We start from the raw sequence: 18080 nt of genomic DNA on the forward strand, positions 1-18080 counted from the left end.
TTATCCAGAAAAAAGGCGACTACTGTTTGGCTGTTAAAGAGAATCAGAAGGGACTATTAGAGGACATTCGTCCCTACTTTGAGTTGGATTCTAGAGGCGATGACACTTACGAAACTATTGAAAAGGCTCATGGTCAAATTGAAGTCAGACAGTATGATGTCATCCATGATGTCAGTTGGCTGAGAAAAATTCATCCTGATTGGGGCCATGTTCAGAGTATAGGCCAAGCCCGTATTCACATCATAAAAAATGGACAAGAGAGTGAAGAGACCCGTTATTTTATTCTAAGTTGCCAGGTTAGTGCTCAGGAATTGTGTCATTACGTTCGAGGTCATTGGCAGATAGAGAGTATGCACTGGCTATTGGATGTTGTTTTCCGTGAGGATGCTAATAAGACGATGAACAAGCACTTGGCTTTCAATTTAAATGTCATGGATAAATTCTGTCTAGCTGTATTAAAGAGACTAGATACTGGAAAGAAAATGAGTATGAGGCATAAGAAATATGTTCTTAGTTTATCCTTTGACAAATATCTAAGCCGACTACTTTAGGTCAAAAAAGGTTCTGTCGTTCAGAAAATGAAATGGAGTATCTCATGCGTTTGTCGTGAGATTTAATTTATTGATTTATATCAACTCTCGAAATTATGTTATACTAGTTAAGTTACAAATCAATACAAAGGAGCTAAACATGACAAATTCTGTAAGTTCTACCTCAGATAGGAAGTACAATATTGCGGCTTTCTTTTCTGGTGTGGGTGGAATTGAGTTAGGTTTTGAACAAACCGACGAGTTCAGAGTGGTGTTTGCTAATGAATTTGATAAGTATGCAAGGGTGACTTATGCTTTGAATTACCCTGATACACCTTTAGATTCACGTGATATCCACGCTGTTCCTGCCGACGAAATCGGCGACAATATTGATGTGATTGTGGGAGGATTCCCCTGTCAAGCTTTCTCCATTGCGGGATATCGTAAGGGATTCGAGGATGATCGTGGGGATTTGTTCTTTGAACTGCTTCGCATGATAGAAGCGAGAAAACCAAAGGCTATCTTTATTGAAAATGTTAAGAATATGGTGGGTCACGACCACGGTAATACCTTTAAGGTGATTCGCGAAGCCTTGACGGATAATAATTACTTTATCAAGTGGAAGGTTCTGAATGGTAAAGATTATGGTAATATTCCACAAAATCGTGAGCGAATTTATATTGTAGGTTTTGATAATAAAGAAGCCTATGATTTATTTGAATTTCCAGAAGAGATTGCTTTGACAACTTCTTTGAAAGAGATAATTGACTTTTCTGGAGAGAAAGAGAGGGTCTACTATTATGAGGAAGGTCGTCAGAATTTCTATGACCAGCTGAAAGAAAGTATGACCAGTCAGGATACGGTTTATCAGTGGCGTCGTCAGTATGTCCGTGAAAATAAGAGTGGTGTTGTACCGACTCTGACTGCTAATATGGGGACAGGGGGGCATAATGTTCCCTTGATTTTGACGGATAGTGGTAGGATTCGTAAGTTGACACCTAAAGAGACCTTTAACGCTCAAGGCTATCCGAAAGATTTCAAGATTCCAGAAGGTGTTTCTAATGGTCAGCTTTATAAACAAGCTGGCAATAGTGTTGTTGTCCCGGTTATTAGGCGCATTGCAGAAAAAATAGCTGATGCTTTAAATCAATCCAAAGGGCAATCTCAGTTTGATAGAGAAGGTCAAGTTGGTTTGATTTATACACAGATGAATGGACCTTTCGAAGGGGAATCTTATCTGGTTGACTATTTTTCAAGTCAAGCTGAAGCAGAGCAGTTTGTTGCCAATCTTGACGAAGCACTTCCGATTCTATCAAGAGATGATTATCTTACGTTTGTTAAGAAAAAGAGTAGTGGTGCTTTTTATAGTTTGGTTACGAATAAATAAAGGGAGTGAGCGAATGGCTCACTTTCTTTTGATAGACTAAAGTGGAAAGAGGCGAGATAGATAATATGTGGGAAGATTTAAAATCATCGGACAAAAAACGATATCAAACGTTAATCACTAATTTTGCTAGTTTGAGTCAGGCCTTTTCTCAAAAAGCAGATACAGATGATGGTGATTTGGAGCAAGTAGCTCCCATTGTCAATTCTAAGTTTCAGGAGACTGTTTTTCAAAGAGCCTTTAATGCTGTTGCAGAAGATATTGCCAATACATCTTACGATGCTTCTTTAGTCTTGGATGATAAGCATAAGTATCTTGTAGGGATTAAGTCTTTTGGGCTTAGCTCAGGTGACCAAAAGGTGGCACAATTCAAGAAAGACTCTCAGAAGTGGACGGAGATTTTGCAGAAAATTCAGTTTCACGCTAGTATTTCAAATTCCAAAGAAGAAGCTGATGAGAAGAATAAAGCGTCTTATGAAACACTTGCTAGATACATTTCTCATCTTCGAAATCAGAGAATTGCTTCGTCAAAGGCACAGATTAAAGGCTTTCAGTCGGAAGATGTTTCAGTTGAATCTGTTTATCATGTCTTGATGCCAACCAGAAAAGGTCAAGACCCTAAAATTCATGTTGGCGAGACAAGTTATCTCCCTATTGATATCGAGCAATTACAGATTTTAGGGGCAACTAACTTAAATAACCCAACTAATTTTCGATTTACAGATGGTAATCACGTTTACAAATACACTGCCGCAGATAGTCAGTTACATATGACCTTTAACAATCAAGATATTATTGTTGAGACTTGGGATGTGTCCTATGTTGAGGATCCTTTTTACCTTTTTGAGCATTTGCATGAGCTTTCTGGAGGTAAGGAAGAACAGATAGTTGAACAGACGGTTTCTTGGATGATTCCAAATGCTAAACACGAGGTTGAAGAAAGTTCTGGTTATAACGCTTTTGACGGCGGTTCGAAATTAGCTAAAGCTGATCGTGAAAAACGCATTGCCTCTATTGAAACAAAGTATACCTCTCTTTTAGCTGAGGATGAGTTGAAAAAGGTTAGTGACTACCTCAAGGAGATTTTGCTGATTAGCTGGAAGAAAACGGAAGATATGAAATCATTGCGTTCTGAATTGATGACATATCTGATGGACACAGTTCAAAATATTGAATTGATCAACGATATTGAGCATATGATTTACCGTCCTATCAGTGAACTTTACATTCCAATCCCAGATGCCAAGCATTTTCATCAGACTTATCCAAACTTTTTTGGCGAAGCTATTGGCACTTTTAAAGAAAATAGTAATAAGCTAGCTCTTCCTAAAGAAGAAAGAATATTTACCTTGAGATTTTTGCCATCTGGCGACGAGATTGAAGCTTATATTAACCAAGACAATGGTAAGGCGATTCAATCAACTCAGAAACAAGGTATTTTGGGTGAGTGGATTTTGAGAGGTGTTTTTCAGCTTAAGGAAAGGGAAAGATTAACCTACGAAAGATTGGTGCAGCTAGAAATCAACGGTGTGCGATTAACAAAGCACAAGGATTCAACTGTTATCGGTATCGAATTTATATGGATTGATGAGGAAAATCCTCCTGCAGATGCCATTGGTTGGATTGCGAAGCAAAGGGAATCTGATTAAGTTTGTTTTAAGCTTTGCTTTGTATACTATAACCATCCTAAAACTTTTCTTTTTCATAAATCTCCTAAACAAGTTCATCCATGAGGGTGGGCTTGTTTTTTGGTATAATAGCAAATAACGACTATAACAGAAAGGTTGATAAATGATGCAGCCAACATACCATATTGACAATCCTCAATTATCCTATCAGACCAAGTTGGATCTTTGGCAGACCGGTTTTGGTCTTCAGAAGGTAGATGGTCTGACCCCATCTGCTTACATGGTAGAGCTTGCTGAGTGTCAGGCTCGCGGTGATTATAGCTATGAACAGGTTTATGAGGAGATAACGACTTACCATAAAATGAAGGATAATAGTACAGCTGAGGCTGACTTGGTTTCATTGAGAATAGCGGAGCTACTGTCACGTAGCGGCTTTTCCTTTAGCCCAGCTACCTTACTGACCATTCACCGTGAATTGTTTCAGGATATTTTTGATGATTCAATACCAATCGGTCAATTTCGTCAAACAAATATTTCTAAAAAAGAAGCAGTTCTTAATGGCGAAAGTGTTGTTTATGCTGATTTTTCGATGATCCAAGCGACACTTGATTATGATTTTCAGCAGGAAAAGACTTTCCACTATTCAGGGCTTTCAAAGGAGGCTATTGTTCAGCACATCCAATCTTTTATGTCAGGAATTTGGCAGATTCATCCTTTTCGTGAAGGTAATACAAGAACAACGACAGTTTTTCTCATAAAATATTTACGTGAATTTGGATTTGAAGTTGATAATAGACCTTTTCAAAAGCATGCCCAGTTTTTCAGAGATGCCTTAGTTTTGGACAATGCTAAAATATTACAGAAACGCCCAGAATTTTTGACTTCCTTTTTTGAAAACCTCTTACTTGAAGGGGAAAATGATTTATCAAAAGAAAAGATGTATAGAAGTTTAGGTTTGGAAACTAGTGAGGCGATTAAAGAATCTGAATAAGTTTTAGCTGATATATCGTTAACAAGTTCATCCATGAGGGTGGGCTTGTTTTCTTATCTGTGGGTAGGATTATTTCTGATAAAAGGAGAGAGAAAGGGATAATGTTAGTTAGTGTAGGTTTGAGACAATTTTTTAGAGCTAAATTATCTGAATTTTGCTATAATGAAAAGATAATAAAAGATTGTTCTATCTCAGTTTTAATGACTGATAAAGGGCTTTCTTTTGTATGGATTAGCACGTATCACTGTAACCAATTGGTAAGAATCATCGTAAAGGTGGGAAAAATATGGCAAAACTTATTCCAGGGCGTATTCGTAATCAAGGAATTGAGTTGTATGACTCAGGGAAAATCAAGATTATAAGTGAAGAAGATGGTGTTATCACTGCTGAGGTAGATGGCGCCTTGATTTCCTTTGCGTTTGATGATCAGTTGGTAATGTGTTCTTGTGATCTCTTTCAAAGTAAGCGCTACTGCCAGCATTTAGCCGCGGTTGAGCATTATTTAAAGAATGACGCTACTGGAAAGGAAATGGCTGACCAGATTCAACATAAGGAGGAAGAGACTAAGCAAGTTAAGGAAAAGCACTCGTTTGGTAGCTTATTCTTGGATTCCTTGGTGATGGTTGAGGATGACACCTTGAAATACCAGCTTTCAGCGTCTTGTCAGCAAAGTCCTTATTCTTCTGATTTGTGGTGGACCTTGAAGATTCGTCGTTTACCAGATGAGCGAAGCTACATTGTACGAGATATTCGTGGCTTTTTAGCCATCGTTAAAAAAGAAGGTTTTTATCAAATTGGCAAGAACTACTATGAGCAGTTAGCTTTGCCTTATTTTGATTTAGAGAGTCAAGAAGTCATTGAGTTTTTATGGCGTTTGATACCTGACTCGGATCGTTTTGATAGCGACTTTATCCTCCCTAATCATGGACGCAACCTGATGCTTCCAAGTGGTTTCTTTGAGGAAGGGATTACCTTGATGAGTCGCTTATGGCAGTTTGAGTTTGATTTCTTGCACAATCACTACACGTCAATCACGTTCAGGCATTTAGCTGGTGATGAGGGAATTTACCATTTTGATGTTGATGTCCATCAACAGGCTATCGAATTGATTATTTCAGATAAAAATAGTCTAGGTTTTTTTGATAACCAATACTTGTTCTATAACGGTGTGTTTTACTACTTAGATTTAAAGCAGCAAAAGTTAGCTAATGCCATCAAGAGTCTTCCTTTGTCTGAGGATTTGTCACGTCATATCTTTTTTGATTTAGATGACCAAGCCAAGGTTGCAGATAGCTTGTTAGAGTTTAGGCAACTCGGTGATGTTAAGGCTCCTAAAGCGTTTGAGATTCACGATTTTAGCCCGTCGTTTGCATTTAGTTTGCTTGATGATGGTTCAGTTGCACTTCAGATGACCTTTCGTTTTGAGCACATCACTGTGACTAGCCAAGAAGAATTATTGAATCTTCCTTTTGCTAGCAATTATAAAAAAGAGTCTCGCATTCTGAATTTAGCTGAGGCAGAAGGATTTGAAGGCCGCCTGCAAAGTAAGCGTGAACCTTTGAGCAAAGAGACGATTTATAACTTCTTCAATCACACCTTGTTGCGCTTTGAGCGATTTGGGAAGGTTGAGCTTTCTAAGGAGTTAGAAGCCTTGCGAAGTGTTGAAAAACCAAGCGTCTCTATTCAAAAGAAGGGCGGATTGCTAGATATTTCCTTTGATTTTGATCAGGTTCAAGAGGATGATATTGACCAAGCTTTGGAGGCTCTTTTTGCCAATGAACCTTATTTTATCAGCAAGTCTGGTCAATTAGTTGTTTTTGATGATGAGACTCAGAAGGTTAGTCAAGCCTTACAAAATCTTCGTGCTAAGCAAGTTAGTCAAGGTCATCTGGAGTTAGGAACAATTGCAGCCTATCAGCTTTCAGAAGCTTTCAAAGGGATGTCTCAGGTTACCTTTAGCGAAGAGTTTGAAAATCTTGCGCATGACCTGGTTCACCCAGAGACCTTTGAAGCAGCCCCTGTTCATGTTGAGGCGGAGCTACGTGATTACCAGATGACAGGTGTCAAGTGGCTGAGCATGTTAGATCACTACGGTTTTGGAGGAATCTTAGCCGATGATATGGGACTTGGAAAGACGCTTCAAACCATTAGTTTCTTGACATCACGTATAACAGAGTCATCCAAGGTATTGGTCCTGTCGCCATCTAGTTTGATTTATAATTGGAAAGATGAGTTTGACAAGTTTGCCCCTCACCTTGATGTTGCTGTCTCATACGGTCTCAAGCCTGTTCGCGATCAGCTTATTGCGGAGAATCATCAAGTGATGATTACGAGCTATAGCTCTTTTAGACAAGATTTTGAGGCTTATCGTCAAGAAAAGTACGACTACCTTATCCTCGATGAGGCTCAGGTGATGAAGAATGCTCAGACGAAGATTGCTAAGAGTTTGCGTGAGTTTGACGTCAAAAATTGTTTTGCTCTCTCAGGAACACCGATTGAAAATCGACTAGCTGAAATTTGGTCAATCTTCCAAATCGTACTGCCAGGTCTTTTGCCTAACCATAAGGCCTTTTCTAAGATGGATGCTAAGCAGGTAGCGCGCTACATCAAGCCCTTTGTCATGAGGCGTAAAAAAGAAGATGTCCTTCCTGAGTTGCCAGATTTAATTGAGATTAATTACCCTAATGAACTCGCAGAGAGTCAAAAAGCAATCTATCTGGCACAGTTGCGTCAGATGCAAGAAAGTATCAAGGGGCATTCCGATTCGGAAATCAATCGACAGAAGATTGAGATATTATCTGGCATTACCAGATTACGCCAAATTTGTGATACCCCTGCGCTCTTTATGGATTATAAAGGTGATAGTGGTAAGTTAGATAGTCTGCGTCAGCTATTGACTCAAATCAAGGAAAATGGACACCGTGCCTTGATATTTTCACAGTTTAGAGGAATGTTGGATGTGGCAGAAGCAGAGCTTGAAAAACTTGGTTTAACGACTTATAAAATCACAGGGTCAACCCCGGCAGATCAACGTCAAGAGATGACCCGAGCCTTTAATAGTGGCTCTAAGGATGCTTTCTTGATTTCCTTGAAGGCAGGTGGTGTGGGTCTTAACTTGACAGGAGCTGATACCGTTGTCTTAATTGATCTCTGGTGGAATCCGGCTGTTGAAATGCAAGCCATTAGTAGAGCCCATCGTATTGGTCAAAAGGAAAACGTTGAGGTCTATCGCTTGATCACTCGTGGCACCATTGAAGAAAAGATTCTGGAGTTGCAAGAAAGCAAGAAACACTTGGTCAATACTGTTCTTGATGGTAATGAAACGAGAGGTAGCATGACAATTGATGATATTAAAGAAATTTTAGGGATTTCAGAATAAGATAATTTTGAAAAATTCATAGATTTAGTTTATAATAGGAGCGTTGTAGAAAAGAGATGGCAAAGGAAGATGACTCGTGAAAGGGAGCCTCTAAGATAAAAGAGATTAGACGCTTTCACATCTTTCTTTTCCTATAGAAAGGCTGGTGATTACCATGAATCAAGTGACGAGACCATTTCCTTTAGTGAAGGACGATGAGCCTATTATTGGGCAGTCGCGTTTAATGAAACTTTATGAAAATGAAGATTTAATCAATAATATTCGTGGTAATTATCAAGACAAAAACTACAATGAGGTTGAGGAGACTCAAGTCATTTCGTCTAACCTGTCAAATCAAGTTACTTATAAGCCTTCTCAAACTGAGGAAACTTATGCGAGACAGGCTAGAGAGACAGCTAGAGAGGACATCAAGCGCAAGCGTCACCTGTATTTGAAAAATGAAGTGACCCAGGCGAGTCAAAAGCGAAAAAGCTCTTCTCCTATTTTGACGAGACAAGTGAGCACAGTAGAAGCTAATCAAGCGATTAGCCCGTCACCTAACCGTCAAGAAGTTGAGAGTGTTAAGCCTAAAAGAGTTTCTCAAACAGGTTTATCACGCTTTTCTGATAAGTTACGCCAAGAAGAGTACATCTTGGTTGAGTTACCCAAAACCTATCAGAAACCTCAGAACCCCTCAACCAAGAAAGTTAAGAAGAATAATTATGACTTTTTAAAACGTAGCCAGGTCTATAATCAAAAAGAACGTCAAGAAAACAAGGAGCGTCGAGTTGCTCAAGAATTGAACTTGACACGGTTTGAGGCTGACGAATAAAGGAGAAAACATGTCAAAAACCTATCATTTTATTGGAATTAAGGGTTCAGGAATGAGTGCCCTTGCGCTCATGCTTCATCAAATGGGACATAAGGTTCAGGGATCAGATGTTTCAAAATATTATTTTACCCAACGTGGATTAGAGCAAGCGGGAATCGCTATCTTGCCTTTCGATGAGAACAATATTACAGAAGATGTTGAATTGATTGCTGGGAATGCCTTTCGTGAAGACAATAATGTCGAAGTAGCATACGCTATTCAAAAGGGAATTGCCTTTAAACGTTATCATGAGTTTTTAGGTGACTTTATGCGTCAATTTACCAGTCTTGGTGTAGCAGGAGCTCATGGCAAGACCTCAACAACAGGTCTTTTATCTCACGTTTTGAAAAATATCACAGACACATCGTATTTGATTGGTGATGGTACAGGACGTGGTTCTGCCAACGCTCAATATTTTGTGTTTGAATCTGATGAGTATGAACGTCACTTCATGCCTTATCACCCAGAATACTCAATTATCACAAATATTGACTTTGACCACCCAGACTACTTTACAAGCATTGATGATGTCTTTGATGCTTTCAATGACTATGCTAAACAGGTTCAAAAAGGTCTCTTTATCTATGGTGAAGATACTTATCTTCGTCAAATTACGTCAGAAGCTCCAATCTACTACTACGGTTTTGATGAGAATAATGATTTTATCGCTTGCGACATCACACGTACCACTTCAGGTTCTGACTTTAATGTCAAACACGATGGTCAGATTATCGGTCACTTCCATGTCCCAGCTTTTGGTCGTCACAATATCTTGAACGCGACAGCAGTAGTTGCTAACTTATTTGTTGCTGGATTTGACATGGATTTAGTAGCTGAGCACTTGAAGAGCTTCTCAGGTGTTAAACGTCGCTTTACTGAAAAAGTGGTAAACGGCACCATTATCATTGATGACTTTGCGCATCATCCAACTGAAATTATTGCGACTTTGGATGCTGCCCGTCAAAAATACCCTTCAAAAGAAATTGTGGCGATTTTCCAACCGCATACCTTTACTCGTACGATTGCCCTCTTGGATGACTTTGCAGATGCTCTTAATGAAGCAGATGCTGTTTACTTGGCACAAATCTATGGTTCAGCGCGTGAGGTTGACCACGGTGATGTTAAGGTTGAGGACTTGGCAGACAAGATTGTCAAACCAGCTCAAGTGGTCACTGTTGAAAACGTCTCACCTCTTCTTAACCACGAGGATGCTGTTTATGTCTTTATGGGAGCAGGAGACATTCAACTTTATGAGCGTTCTTTTGAGGAATTGTTATCAAGTAGTGTCAACAACAATCAATAAACACTAGAGTTGGGGGTTCCCAACTCTTTGCCTTATTCTAGGAGTTATTTATGATAATTAGACATGCGACCTTAGAGGATTGGGAAGAAATCGTTGCGATTGAGCAAGAAAATTTCTCTCAAGCAGAGGCTGCTACGCCCGAAGATATGAGAAGTCGTATCACAACGATTTCTGATACTTTCTTAGTTGCAGAAGTGGATGGAAAACTAGCCGGTTATGTGGTAGGACCTGCTGTGAATCAGCGTTATTTAACCGATGATCTTTTTCATGAGGTAGTACCTAATCCTTCTGCAGGTGGGTACATCGCCTTGACGAGTCTATCAGTTAATCCTACTTTTCAAAATCAAGGGATTGGAACAGCCTTATTAGCAGCGATGAAAGATCTTGCCATCGCTCAAGAACGTGAAGGGATAAGTTTGACTTGCCACGATTACTTGATTGCTTATTATGAGAGAAATGGTTTTTTGGATGAAGGCGAGTCAGAGTCATCTCATGGTGGAGCTAGTTGGTACAACTTGGTTTGGGACGCTTCTGAAACCTCTCTTCGAGTCTTTTAAATGCCTTGTTGAAGCAATGTTACGATACGGTAACAAAAAGGAATTAGATTTGATTTTGCCTAATTTTTAAGATATAATGGCGTTTGATAAATATGGAGGAGGATAAGCTTTGACTGATTTTAAAGATGGTGAAAAAGCATCTCAAAAAGAGCCGAGCTTTAAGGATAAAATTTTAGCTGAATTGGAGGAGGCTAACCGTTTGCGCCAAGAGCGTGAGGAAGAATTACGCCGCAAACAACAAGAAGCCCAAGAAGCAGCCCAAAGACAAGCCGAGCAAGAGGCAAAGCTAGCTGAAGAGGCTCGTCTTGAAGAAGAGCGTTTGTTAGCCTTGAAACGCCAAGAAGCAGAGCGACTAGCAGTTGCTAAAGCCCTGATTGAGCAACAAAAAGCTGAGGAGGAGCGTTTATTACGTGAACGTCAAGAAGCTCAGAAGCAAGCTATTGCTCAAGAAGTAGAAATGCAGCGTCTAGCAGCAGAGAAGCAGGCAAAAGAAGCCCAAGAGGCTATTGATGCTGCCAAAATGGCTAGTTTATCACTTGAAGAAACGTCACCAGTAGACAAAGAGATCGTTAAACCAGAATTACCAACAGCCTCAACATTCACTATTGAAGAAACTGTTCAAAATCAGGAGCAAACGACTGTTCCCCAACTTGAAGAAAATGATGCGGAGATTGTCGCTCCTAAGTTAGTTGCTAAATCAGAGTCGACAAAAGATGTTTTTGAAGAGCTTGAAAAAGAAGTTCCAAGCAAACGTCAACGTAAAAATAAGATTGCTACTAAGATTTCAGCTATTCTTATTACCGTTATTATTTTAGTTGGCTGTTTAGCAGGTTTCTTCGGCTATCGTTATGTGACGTCTGCCTTGGGAGCAGCTGATAAAACAGCCAAAAAATATGTCACTGTCGATATTCCAGTAGGATCAGGCAATAAATACATCGGACAGATCTTGCAAAAGAGTGGTGTTATCAAAGATGCAACTGTTTTTAATTACTATACCAAGTTTAAAAACATTTCAAATCTTCAAAGTGGCTACTATAATTTGAAGGCAAGTATGACGGTTGAGGAGATTGTTAAGTCCCTCCAAAAAGGTGGAACAGCTCAGCCTGAACAACCTGTCGCTGGTAAAATTCTGGTGACAGAAGGTTACACGATTAAGCAAATCGCTGAAGCGATTACTAAAAATGTTAATACAAGCTCGTCATCTAAGACACCTTTTAGTGCAGATGATTTCTTAGCATTGATGAAAGATGACACCTTCATCGCTAAGATGGTTGCTAAATACCCAGATTTATTGTCAAATCTTCCAAGTGCGGATACGGCAACTTATCAGTTAGAAGGTTACCTTTTCCCTGCAACTTACAACTACTATGACGATACAACCCTCGAAGGCTTGGTAGAAGAAATGATTTCAACAATGAATTCTTACCTATCAAGTTACTACACGACCATTAAGTCAAGTGGGTATAATGTCAATCAAATCCTGACATTGGCTTCATTAGTAGAAAAAGAAGGCTCTACAGATGATGACCGTCGTAACATTGCTAGCGTTTTCTATAATCGTTTGAATAGTAACATGCCTTTGCAGAGTAACATCGCCATTTTATATGCTATGGGTAAACTCGGCGAAGCAACAACGCTTAAAGAAGATACAACTATTGACACGGCGATTGACTCTCCTTATAATATATATACTAATACTGGCTTGATGCCTGGACCAGTTGATAGCCCAAGTTTATCTGCAATCGAGGCAACGATACAACCAGCATCAACGAATTACCTCTACTTTGTTGCGGATGTCAAAACGGGTAAAGTGTATTATTCGGAAGATTACGACACACATTTACAAAATGTTGAAAAATATATCAATAGTCAGGTCGCAGAAAGCAGTAATTAACGACTAAGAAGGGAGGGTTTATGCCCACCTTCTTGATTTTACAAAGAAACTAATTAGAAAAGAGATAGACAGATGGCAGAAAAAACTTATGTAATGACCCAAGCGGAAAAAGAACAACTTGAACAAGAACTCGAAGAGTACAAACTCGTTCGTCGTCCAGAAGTTGTTGAACGTATTAAAATTGCACGTTCTTACGGTGACCTTTCAGAAAACTCTGAGTACGAAGCAGCTAAAGATGAACAAGCCTTTGTTGAAGGTCAAATTCAAATTCTTGAGACTAAGATTCGCTATGCTGAGATTGTGGACAGTGATGCGGTTGCTCAAGATGAGGTCGCTATTGGTAAAACAGTTGTTGTTCAAGAAGTTGGAACAACTGATAAAGATACTTACCATATTGTTGGTGCAGCAGGTGCAGATATCTTCTCTGGAAAAATTTCAAATGAAAGCCCAATCGCTCAAGCTTTGATTGGTAAAAAAACTGGGGATAAAGCAACGATTGATTCACCTTCAGGAAGCTATGATGTTGAAATCATCAGTGTTGAAAAAACAGCTTAAGTGATTATTGGCTTTATTACCAATAGTCTTCTGTGAGAGATGTTTGACAAAAGGAGGCAATTCCATGTTGATTGGGATCTTGTCTCCTTTTTTATTTTGGTATATTAATTACGTGATTTATAGATGAAAGAAGTAAGGTTTGACTAGGTATAGTCTTCATTTGATAAAAAAACCACAGAAAAGTAATATTTCTTTTTCTGTGGTTTTTTCTTAATTAACGTTTATTTTGCTTACCGGCATTACGGTTTGACTTTGGAGTTGGAATTGTTTGTGCTTTCTTTGGAGTAACATCACGACGTGCTGATTTAAAAGCTTTTGGAGGATTATTTTTGTATTCCTCTTCAACGCGCTTACGAAGTTTTGGTTTAAGCATGTATTGGGTGATGAGTTGTTGGACGATTGAGAAGATCCCTCCGACAAACCAGTACAATCCAACAGCAGAAGGAAGGCTAAATGACATCACAGCCATCATAATTGGCATGTAGTACATCATGACTTTCATTTGTTGGCGCTGTGCTTCTGGAACAGCGATATAAGATAAGTATGATTGGATAAAATAAAGACCAGCAATAATGATGATAAGGACAATATCACGTTGTCCAAGAGTCATCCAAAGGAAGTGGCTATTAGCAACTCCTTTGGTGTGCTGAGCAGCAAAGAAGAGAGCTGAGAAGAAAGGCATTTGGATGAGTAGCGGTAAACAACCAATACCACCAAGCATGCTAACGCCGTTTTCACGTTGAGCAGCCATCAAATCAGCTTGTGCAGCCATTTTTTCTTCTTGTGTTTCAGCATTTTTCATGCGCTCGTTGATTGGGTCAAAGATAGGTTTGAGGTAATTCATCTTTTCAGCGTGATAAGCCGCTTTCCAAGATTGATTTAGACCAAGGGGAAGGATGATCAATCGAACAATAATAGTTGTAACGATGATACCAACACCGAAGCCAAGTCCAAGGTGGTCACCAAAGTAAGTGATGACATAGCTCATTGGCTTACCTAAAAGATTCCAGATGAGACCAGTAGGGTTACCGCTTTTATCGCGTGAAACACATCCTGTTAGGAGAAGTAGCATTGACAGAGAGAGTCCTGTCAGTAGCCATTTTTTACTATTTTTCAATTTGGTACAGTCCTTTATTTTAGAATACTTATCTATTTTACTGTTTTTTTGTTAATTTCTCAATACATCTGAAGTCTTAATTTGCCATTTGAAAGTCTGTGTAGTCTGAGAAATTAGCCATTGTAGCATCAACATAGCTAACTTTGGCAAAACGAGAAGGACCTTTTCGGACTTCTTGGATGAATTTAGCTAGTTTGGCAGCATTGTCGGACTGGACTAAAATTTCAACAGTACCGTCATCATTGTTCCAAACCCGGCCATAGAGATCGCCTATTTCTTGGGCAAGGAGGTAGGTTGAGTAGCGAAAGCCTACTCCTTGAACCCGACCAGACACTAGGAGACGCATTTTTTTCATGAATTCTACCTTCTTTCTTTGTAGAAGCTTGAGGTTTGATGGTATAATGGTTTACATGACTATTATAACCTCAAAAGCAAATAATCTCATTAAAAATACAAAAAAACTCTTGCAAAAAAAATACCGTAAAACCTCTTACTTGATTGAAGGCTGGCACCTCTTTGAAGAAGCCAAAAAAGCTGGAGTCACTTTTCGTCATATTTTTGTGGTGCCCGAAATGGCAGAACGTATTGGTGATAGGTCAGAACTTGTTCTTGTTTCTATAGAGGTACTCAGGGAGTTGACCGAGTCAAAATCCCCTCAAGGCATTGTAGCAGAAATTATGCTAGAATCTCACTCTTTACCGGATCAGTTTTCAGGCAAGCTGTTGGTTTTAGAAGATGTTCAAGATCCAGGTAATGTTGGCACTATGATTAGAACGGCAGATGCTGCTGGGTTTGACGGTGTCTTATTATCACAAAAATCAGCTGATATTTATAATGACAAGACCCTTCGTTCTATGCAAGGTAGTCATTTTCACTTGCCAATTTGGCGAGGGGACCTTTTTGAACTATTGGCATCATTTAAAGAAGCGAAGAAGCCTATCGTTGCGACAACCTTATCTCAAACGTCGGTAGATTATAAGGACTTGCCTCATCTTGAAAATTTTGCTCTTGTAATGGGAAATGAAGGTCAAGGTATCTCAAAAGAAATGACAGCATTCGCTGACCATTTGGCTCACATCACTATGCCTGGGGATGCAGAGAGTCTCAATGTGGCTGTGGCAGCGGGGATTATGATGTTTAGTTTGATTTAAGAAAAGTGTTGTACTATAATTAGTTAGAAATACACCGTTGGAGGTGGCTAAAATGAAACACTATGAACAAGACAAAGACTTTATGAAGCACGTTGGTCATTTGATTGATCATCCGCGTTTCCAAAAATTGGATGGAATCGTCCAACACCATCATTCGACACGCTTGGAGCACTCGATTAATGTTGCTTATACTAGCTATAAAATTGCGAAAAAATTGGGTTGGGATGCTAAGGCAACTGCTCGAGGTGGTCTATTGCATGATATGTTCTATTATGACTGGCGTGACACGAAGTTCACTAAGGGGCATGCTTGGACTCATCCTCGTATTGCCGTTAGAAATGCCCGTAAGATAACAACGCTTAATAAGAAAGAAGAAGATATTATCCTTAAACATATGTGGGGAGCAACGATTGCGCCTCCACGTTATAAAGAGGGGTATATCGTGACCATGGTAGATAAGTATTGGGCAGTCAAGGAAGCGGCAACCCCCTTTAGAAAGATAATTCGTAAGGGTAAGCTGTTCCATAGACGTTTGTTGAATGATCGCCATTGATTAGTTAAGGAGGAGTAATGTACGATAATATTGTTTACACACAGGGAAGTGAGGCTGGATTAAGCCGTTTCTTCTCTAAGGTATATAGTTTGGTTGGTATGGGGATTGGTTTATCAGCCTTTGTATCCCTTTTGATGCTTTATGTTTTTCCGCAGAATCTCATTGCTATCATGACAGGGGGCTCTTGGATTTATTATGGGGCTATTCTACTGGAGCTTGCTTTGGTCTTTATGGCATCAAGCGCAGCGGCTAAAAATACCCCTGCAGCTCTTCCTTTGTTTTTGACCTATTCTGCTCTTAACGGATTTACCTTGAGTTTTATCATTGTCCGTTATGCTCAAGCAACTGTCTTTCAAGCTTTTCTATCATCTGCTCTCTTATTTGCTGTGATGGCAATTTTAGGAGCAGTCACTAAGAAGGACTTGTCTTCTCTACGTAAGGCTATGATAGCTGCTTTGCTTGGTATTATGATTGCAAGTTTGGTTAATTTCTTTTTAGGATCTGGCTTTATTTCATACCTTGTTAGTATCATTTCTGTTTTGATTTTCTCGGGTTTGATTGCTTATGATAATCAGCAAATCAAGAATGTGTACTATCAAACTGGAGGAAATGTCGGTGATGGTTGGGCAATTTCGATGGCTCTTAGCCTCTATCTTGATTTTATCAACCTTTTCCTTAATCTCCTTCGTCTTTTTGCTCGTAATGATTAAGATATGCAAGTTACCTAAGATTTAGGTAGCTTGTTTTTCTTTTAGCAGTTATCTGGCAGAGACTAGTCACTATGGTAGCTACTTTCTTTAGTAAAAAAAATATGCAGGAAATAATTTATCCGATAGGAACTTATGATATAATAGACTAAATATTTCGAATTTTGAGGAAAACAGATGAAAAGACCATTTATTTCAAAAGAGGAGCTTGAAAAAATTACAGCTCAATACCAGACACCATTCCACCTTTATGATGAAAAAGGGATTCGTGAGACAGCGCGTGCTGTTAACAAGGCTTTTGCTTGGAATCCAGGATTTAAGGAATTTTTTGCAGTAAAAGCAACTCCTAATCCATCAATTTTAAAAATCCTTAAAGAAGAGAACTGTGGGGTTGATTGTGCTACGGATACTGAGTTGCTCATGAGTCATAAAGTTGGCTTTACGTCAGCTGATATCAGCTTTACATCAAATGACACTAAGGCTCAGGAATTTGTCTACGCGCGTGAAATTGGAGCGACCATTAACCTTGATGCTTACGAACACATTGCCTTTTTAGAAGAATCAGCGGGGCTTCCTGAGACAGTCTCCCTTCGTTATAATCCAGGGGGTGTCTTCTCATTGGGGACTGATATCATGGATCACCCAGAAGAATCAAAATTTGGGATGACAAAGGAGCAACTTTTCCAAGGCTATCAAGATCTTAAAGAAAAAGGTGTTAAATCATTTGGACTTCACGCCTTCTTGGCTTCTAATACAGTAACCAACGAGTACTACCCAACCTTGGCTGCTCAGCTATTTGAATTGGCGGTAGAAATCAAGAACGAACTGGGCATTAGTCTTGACTTTATCAACCTTTCAGGTGGTATCGGTGTAGATTACAGTCCAGAAAACCGTCAAAATGACATCGCAGCCATCGGTCAAGGTGTTCATGAACAATTTGATGCCATTTTGGTACCAAACGGGCTTGGTCACATTAGTATCTATACCGAACTTGGTCGCTACATGCTTGCCTCACATGGTCACTTGGTGACTAAGGTGCTTCATTTGAAAGATACCTATCGTCACTATGTAGGCGTGGATGCCAGTGCGGTGAACTTGCTTCGTCCTGCTATGTATGGTGCTTACCACCATATCACCAATATTTCAAATCCTGATGGAGACATCCAGGTAGTGGATGTTGTCGGTTCTCTTTGTGAAAACAATGATAAATTTGCTAAACATCGTGAATTGCCAGAGGCGCGTGTGGACGACACGCTTGTCATCCATGATACAGGAGCTCATGGATTCTCAATGGGCTACCAGTATAATGGTCGTCTGCGTTCAGCTGAGATTCTTTATCAAGAAGACGGTTCAACTCGTGTGATTCGGCGTGCTGAAACAGTGGATGATTACTTTGCTACCCTTTATGGATTTGATTTTGATAAAGAGTAATGTCGTTTAAATACTAGGCTGGGATAGGATTATTCCAGTCTTTTTGTGAG

Annotated in this window: 16 protein-coding genes; 14 read left to right on the forward strand and 2 right to left on the reverse strand. The window is 39.4% G+C overall.

Annotation, left to right across the window (positions count from 1 at the left end):
• From JOC31_RS01965 to greA, 10 genes are all read left to right on the forward strand, one after another.
• Nucleotides 1-551 (forward strand): ISAs1 family transposase (locus JOC31_RS01965; RefSeq protein WP_205016534.1); only part of this gene is annotated, 551 nt, incomplete at its 5' end.
• A gap of 139 nt (nt 552-690) precedes the next feature.
• The gene (locus tag JOC31_RS01970; protein ID WP_205016535.1) at nt 691-1917 is read left to right on the forward strand and encodes a DNA cytosine methyltransferase; all 1227 of its coding nucleotides are present in this window, start codon (nt 691-693) and stop codon (nt 1915-1917) included.
• A gap of 65 nt (nt 1918-1982) precedes the next feature.
• Nucleotides 1983-3563, forward strand: coding sequence for a hypothetical protein (locus JOC31_RS01975; RefSeq protein ID WP_205016536.1), 1581 nt, complete (start codon nt 1983-1985; stop codon nt 3561-3563).
• A gap of 145 nt (nt 3564-3708) precedes the next feature.
• Nucleotides 3709-4533 carry a Fic/DOC family protein gene (locus JOC31_RS01980; protein ID WP_205016583.1) on the forward strand — a complete coding sequence of 275 codons (825 nt, stop codon included), beginning with the start codon at nt 3709-3711 and terminating at the stop codon, nt 4531-4533.
• Between the two features lie 286 nt (nt 4534-4819).
• On the forward strand, nt 4820-7912 hold the full coding sequence (locus JOC31_RS01985) for a pilus expression-regulating Snf2 family helicase (protein ID WP_205016537.1): 3093 nt from the start codon (nt 4820-4822) through the stop codon (nt 7910-7912).
• A 154-nt stretch (nt 7913-8066) separates the two neighbouring features.
• The gene (zapJ, locus tag JOC31_RS01990; RefSeq protein ID WP_205016584.1) at nt 8067-8723 is read left to right on the forward strand and encodes a divisome accessory protein ZapJ; all 657 of its coding nucleotides are present in this window, start codon (nt 8067-8069) and stop codon (nt 8721-8723) included.
• Nucleotides 8724-8733: 10 nt separating this feature from the next.
• A complete protein-coding gene (gene murC, locus JOC31_RS01995; RefSeq protein ID WP_205016538.1) occupies nt 8734-10065 on the forward strand; it encodes a UDP-N-acetylmuramate--L-alanine ligase in 1332 nt (443 codons plus the stop codon).
• 50 nt (nt 10066-10115) lie between these two features.
• Nucleotides 10116-10622: a GNAT family N-acetyltransferase gene (locus tag JOC31_RS02000; RefSeq protein ID WP_205016539.1), complete on the forward strand. Its 507-nt coding sequence runs from the start codon at nt 10116-10118 to the stop codon at nt 10620-10622.
• Between the two features lie 109 nt (nt 10623-10731).
• Complete coding sequence (gene mltG / locus JOC31_RS02005) at nt 10732-12516, forward strand: endolytic transglycosylase MltG (protein ID WP_205016540.1); 1785 nt, start codon at nt 10732-10734, stop codon at nt 12514-12516.
• 72 nt (nt 12517-12588) lie between these two features.
• Nucleotides 12589-13071: a transcription elongation factor GreA gene (greA, locus tag JOC31_RS02010; RefSeq protein ID WP_205016541.1), complete on the forward strand. Its 483-nt coding sequence runs from the start codon at nt 12589-12591 to the stop codon at nt 13069-13071.
• Between the two features lie 214 nt (nt 13072-13285).
• On the opposite strand, the gene yidC is transcribed toward greA, so the two are convergent.
• Together yidC and JOC31_RS02020 are read right to left on the reverse strand one after the other, a co-directional pair.
• Complete coding sequence (gene yidC, locus JOC31_RS02015; RefSeq protein WP_275586103.1) at nt 13286-14188, reverse strand: membrane protein insertase YidC; 903 nt, start codon at nt 14186-14188, stop codon at nt 13286-13288.
• 76 nt (nt 14189-14264) lie between these two features.
• Nucleotides 14265-14543, reverse strand: a complete 279-nt coding sequence (locus JOC31_RS02020) for an acylphosphatase (protein ID WP_205016542.1) — start codon at nt 14541-14543, stop codon at nt 14265-14267.
• 55 nt (nt 14544-14598) lie between these two features.
• Here JOC31_RS02020 and JOC31_RS02025 point away from each other — a divergent pair, with 55 nt between their 5' ends.
• The 4 genes from JOC31_RS02025 (at nt 14599) to JOC31_RS02040 (ending at nt 18030) form a co-directional block, all read left to right on the forward strand.
• The gene (locus JOC31_RS02025; protein ID WP_205016543.1) at nt 14599-15339 is read left to right on the forward strand and encodes a TrmH family RNA methyltransferase; all 741 of its coding nucleotides are present in this window, start codon (nt 14599-14601) and stop codon (nt 15337-15339) included.
• A gap of 52 nt (nt 15340-15391) precedes the next feature.
• Complete coding sequence (locus tag JOC31_RS02030; protein WP_205016544.1) at nt 15392-15892, forward strand: HD domain-containing protein; 501 nt, start codon at nt 15392-15394, stop codon at nt 15890-15892.
• Between the two features lie 17 nt (nt 15893-15909).
• On the forward strand, nt 15910-16602 hold the full coding sequence (locus JOC31_RS02035) for a Bax inhibitor-1/YccA family protein (protein WP_205016545.1): 693 nt from the start codon (nt 15910-15912) through the stop codon (nt 16600-16602).
• 174 nt (nt 16603-16776) lie between these two features.
• Nucleotides 16777-18030: a diaminopimelate decarboxylase gene (locus JOC31_RS02040; protein WP_205016546.1), complete on the forward strand. Its 1254-nt coding sequence runs from the start codon at nt 16777-16779 to the stop codon at nt 18028-18030.
• Nucleotides 18031-18080 lie beyond the last annotated feature (50 nt).

It is taken from the genome of Streptococcus saliviloxodontae, from assembly GCF_016908655.1.
Taxonomy (GTDB): domain Bacteria; phylum Bacillota; class Bacilli; order Lactobacillales; family Streptococcaceae; genus Streptococcus; species Streptococcus saliviloxodontae.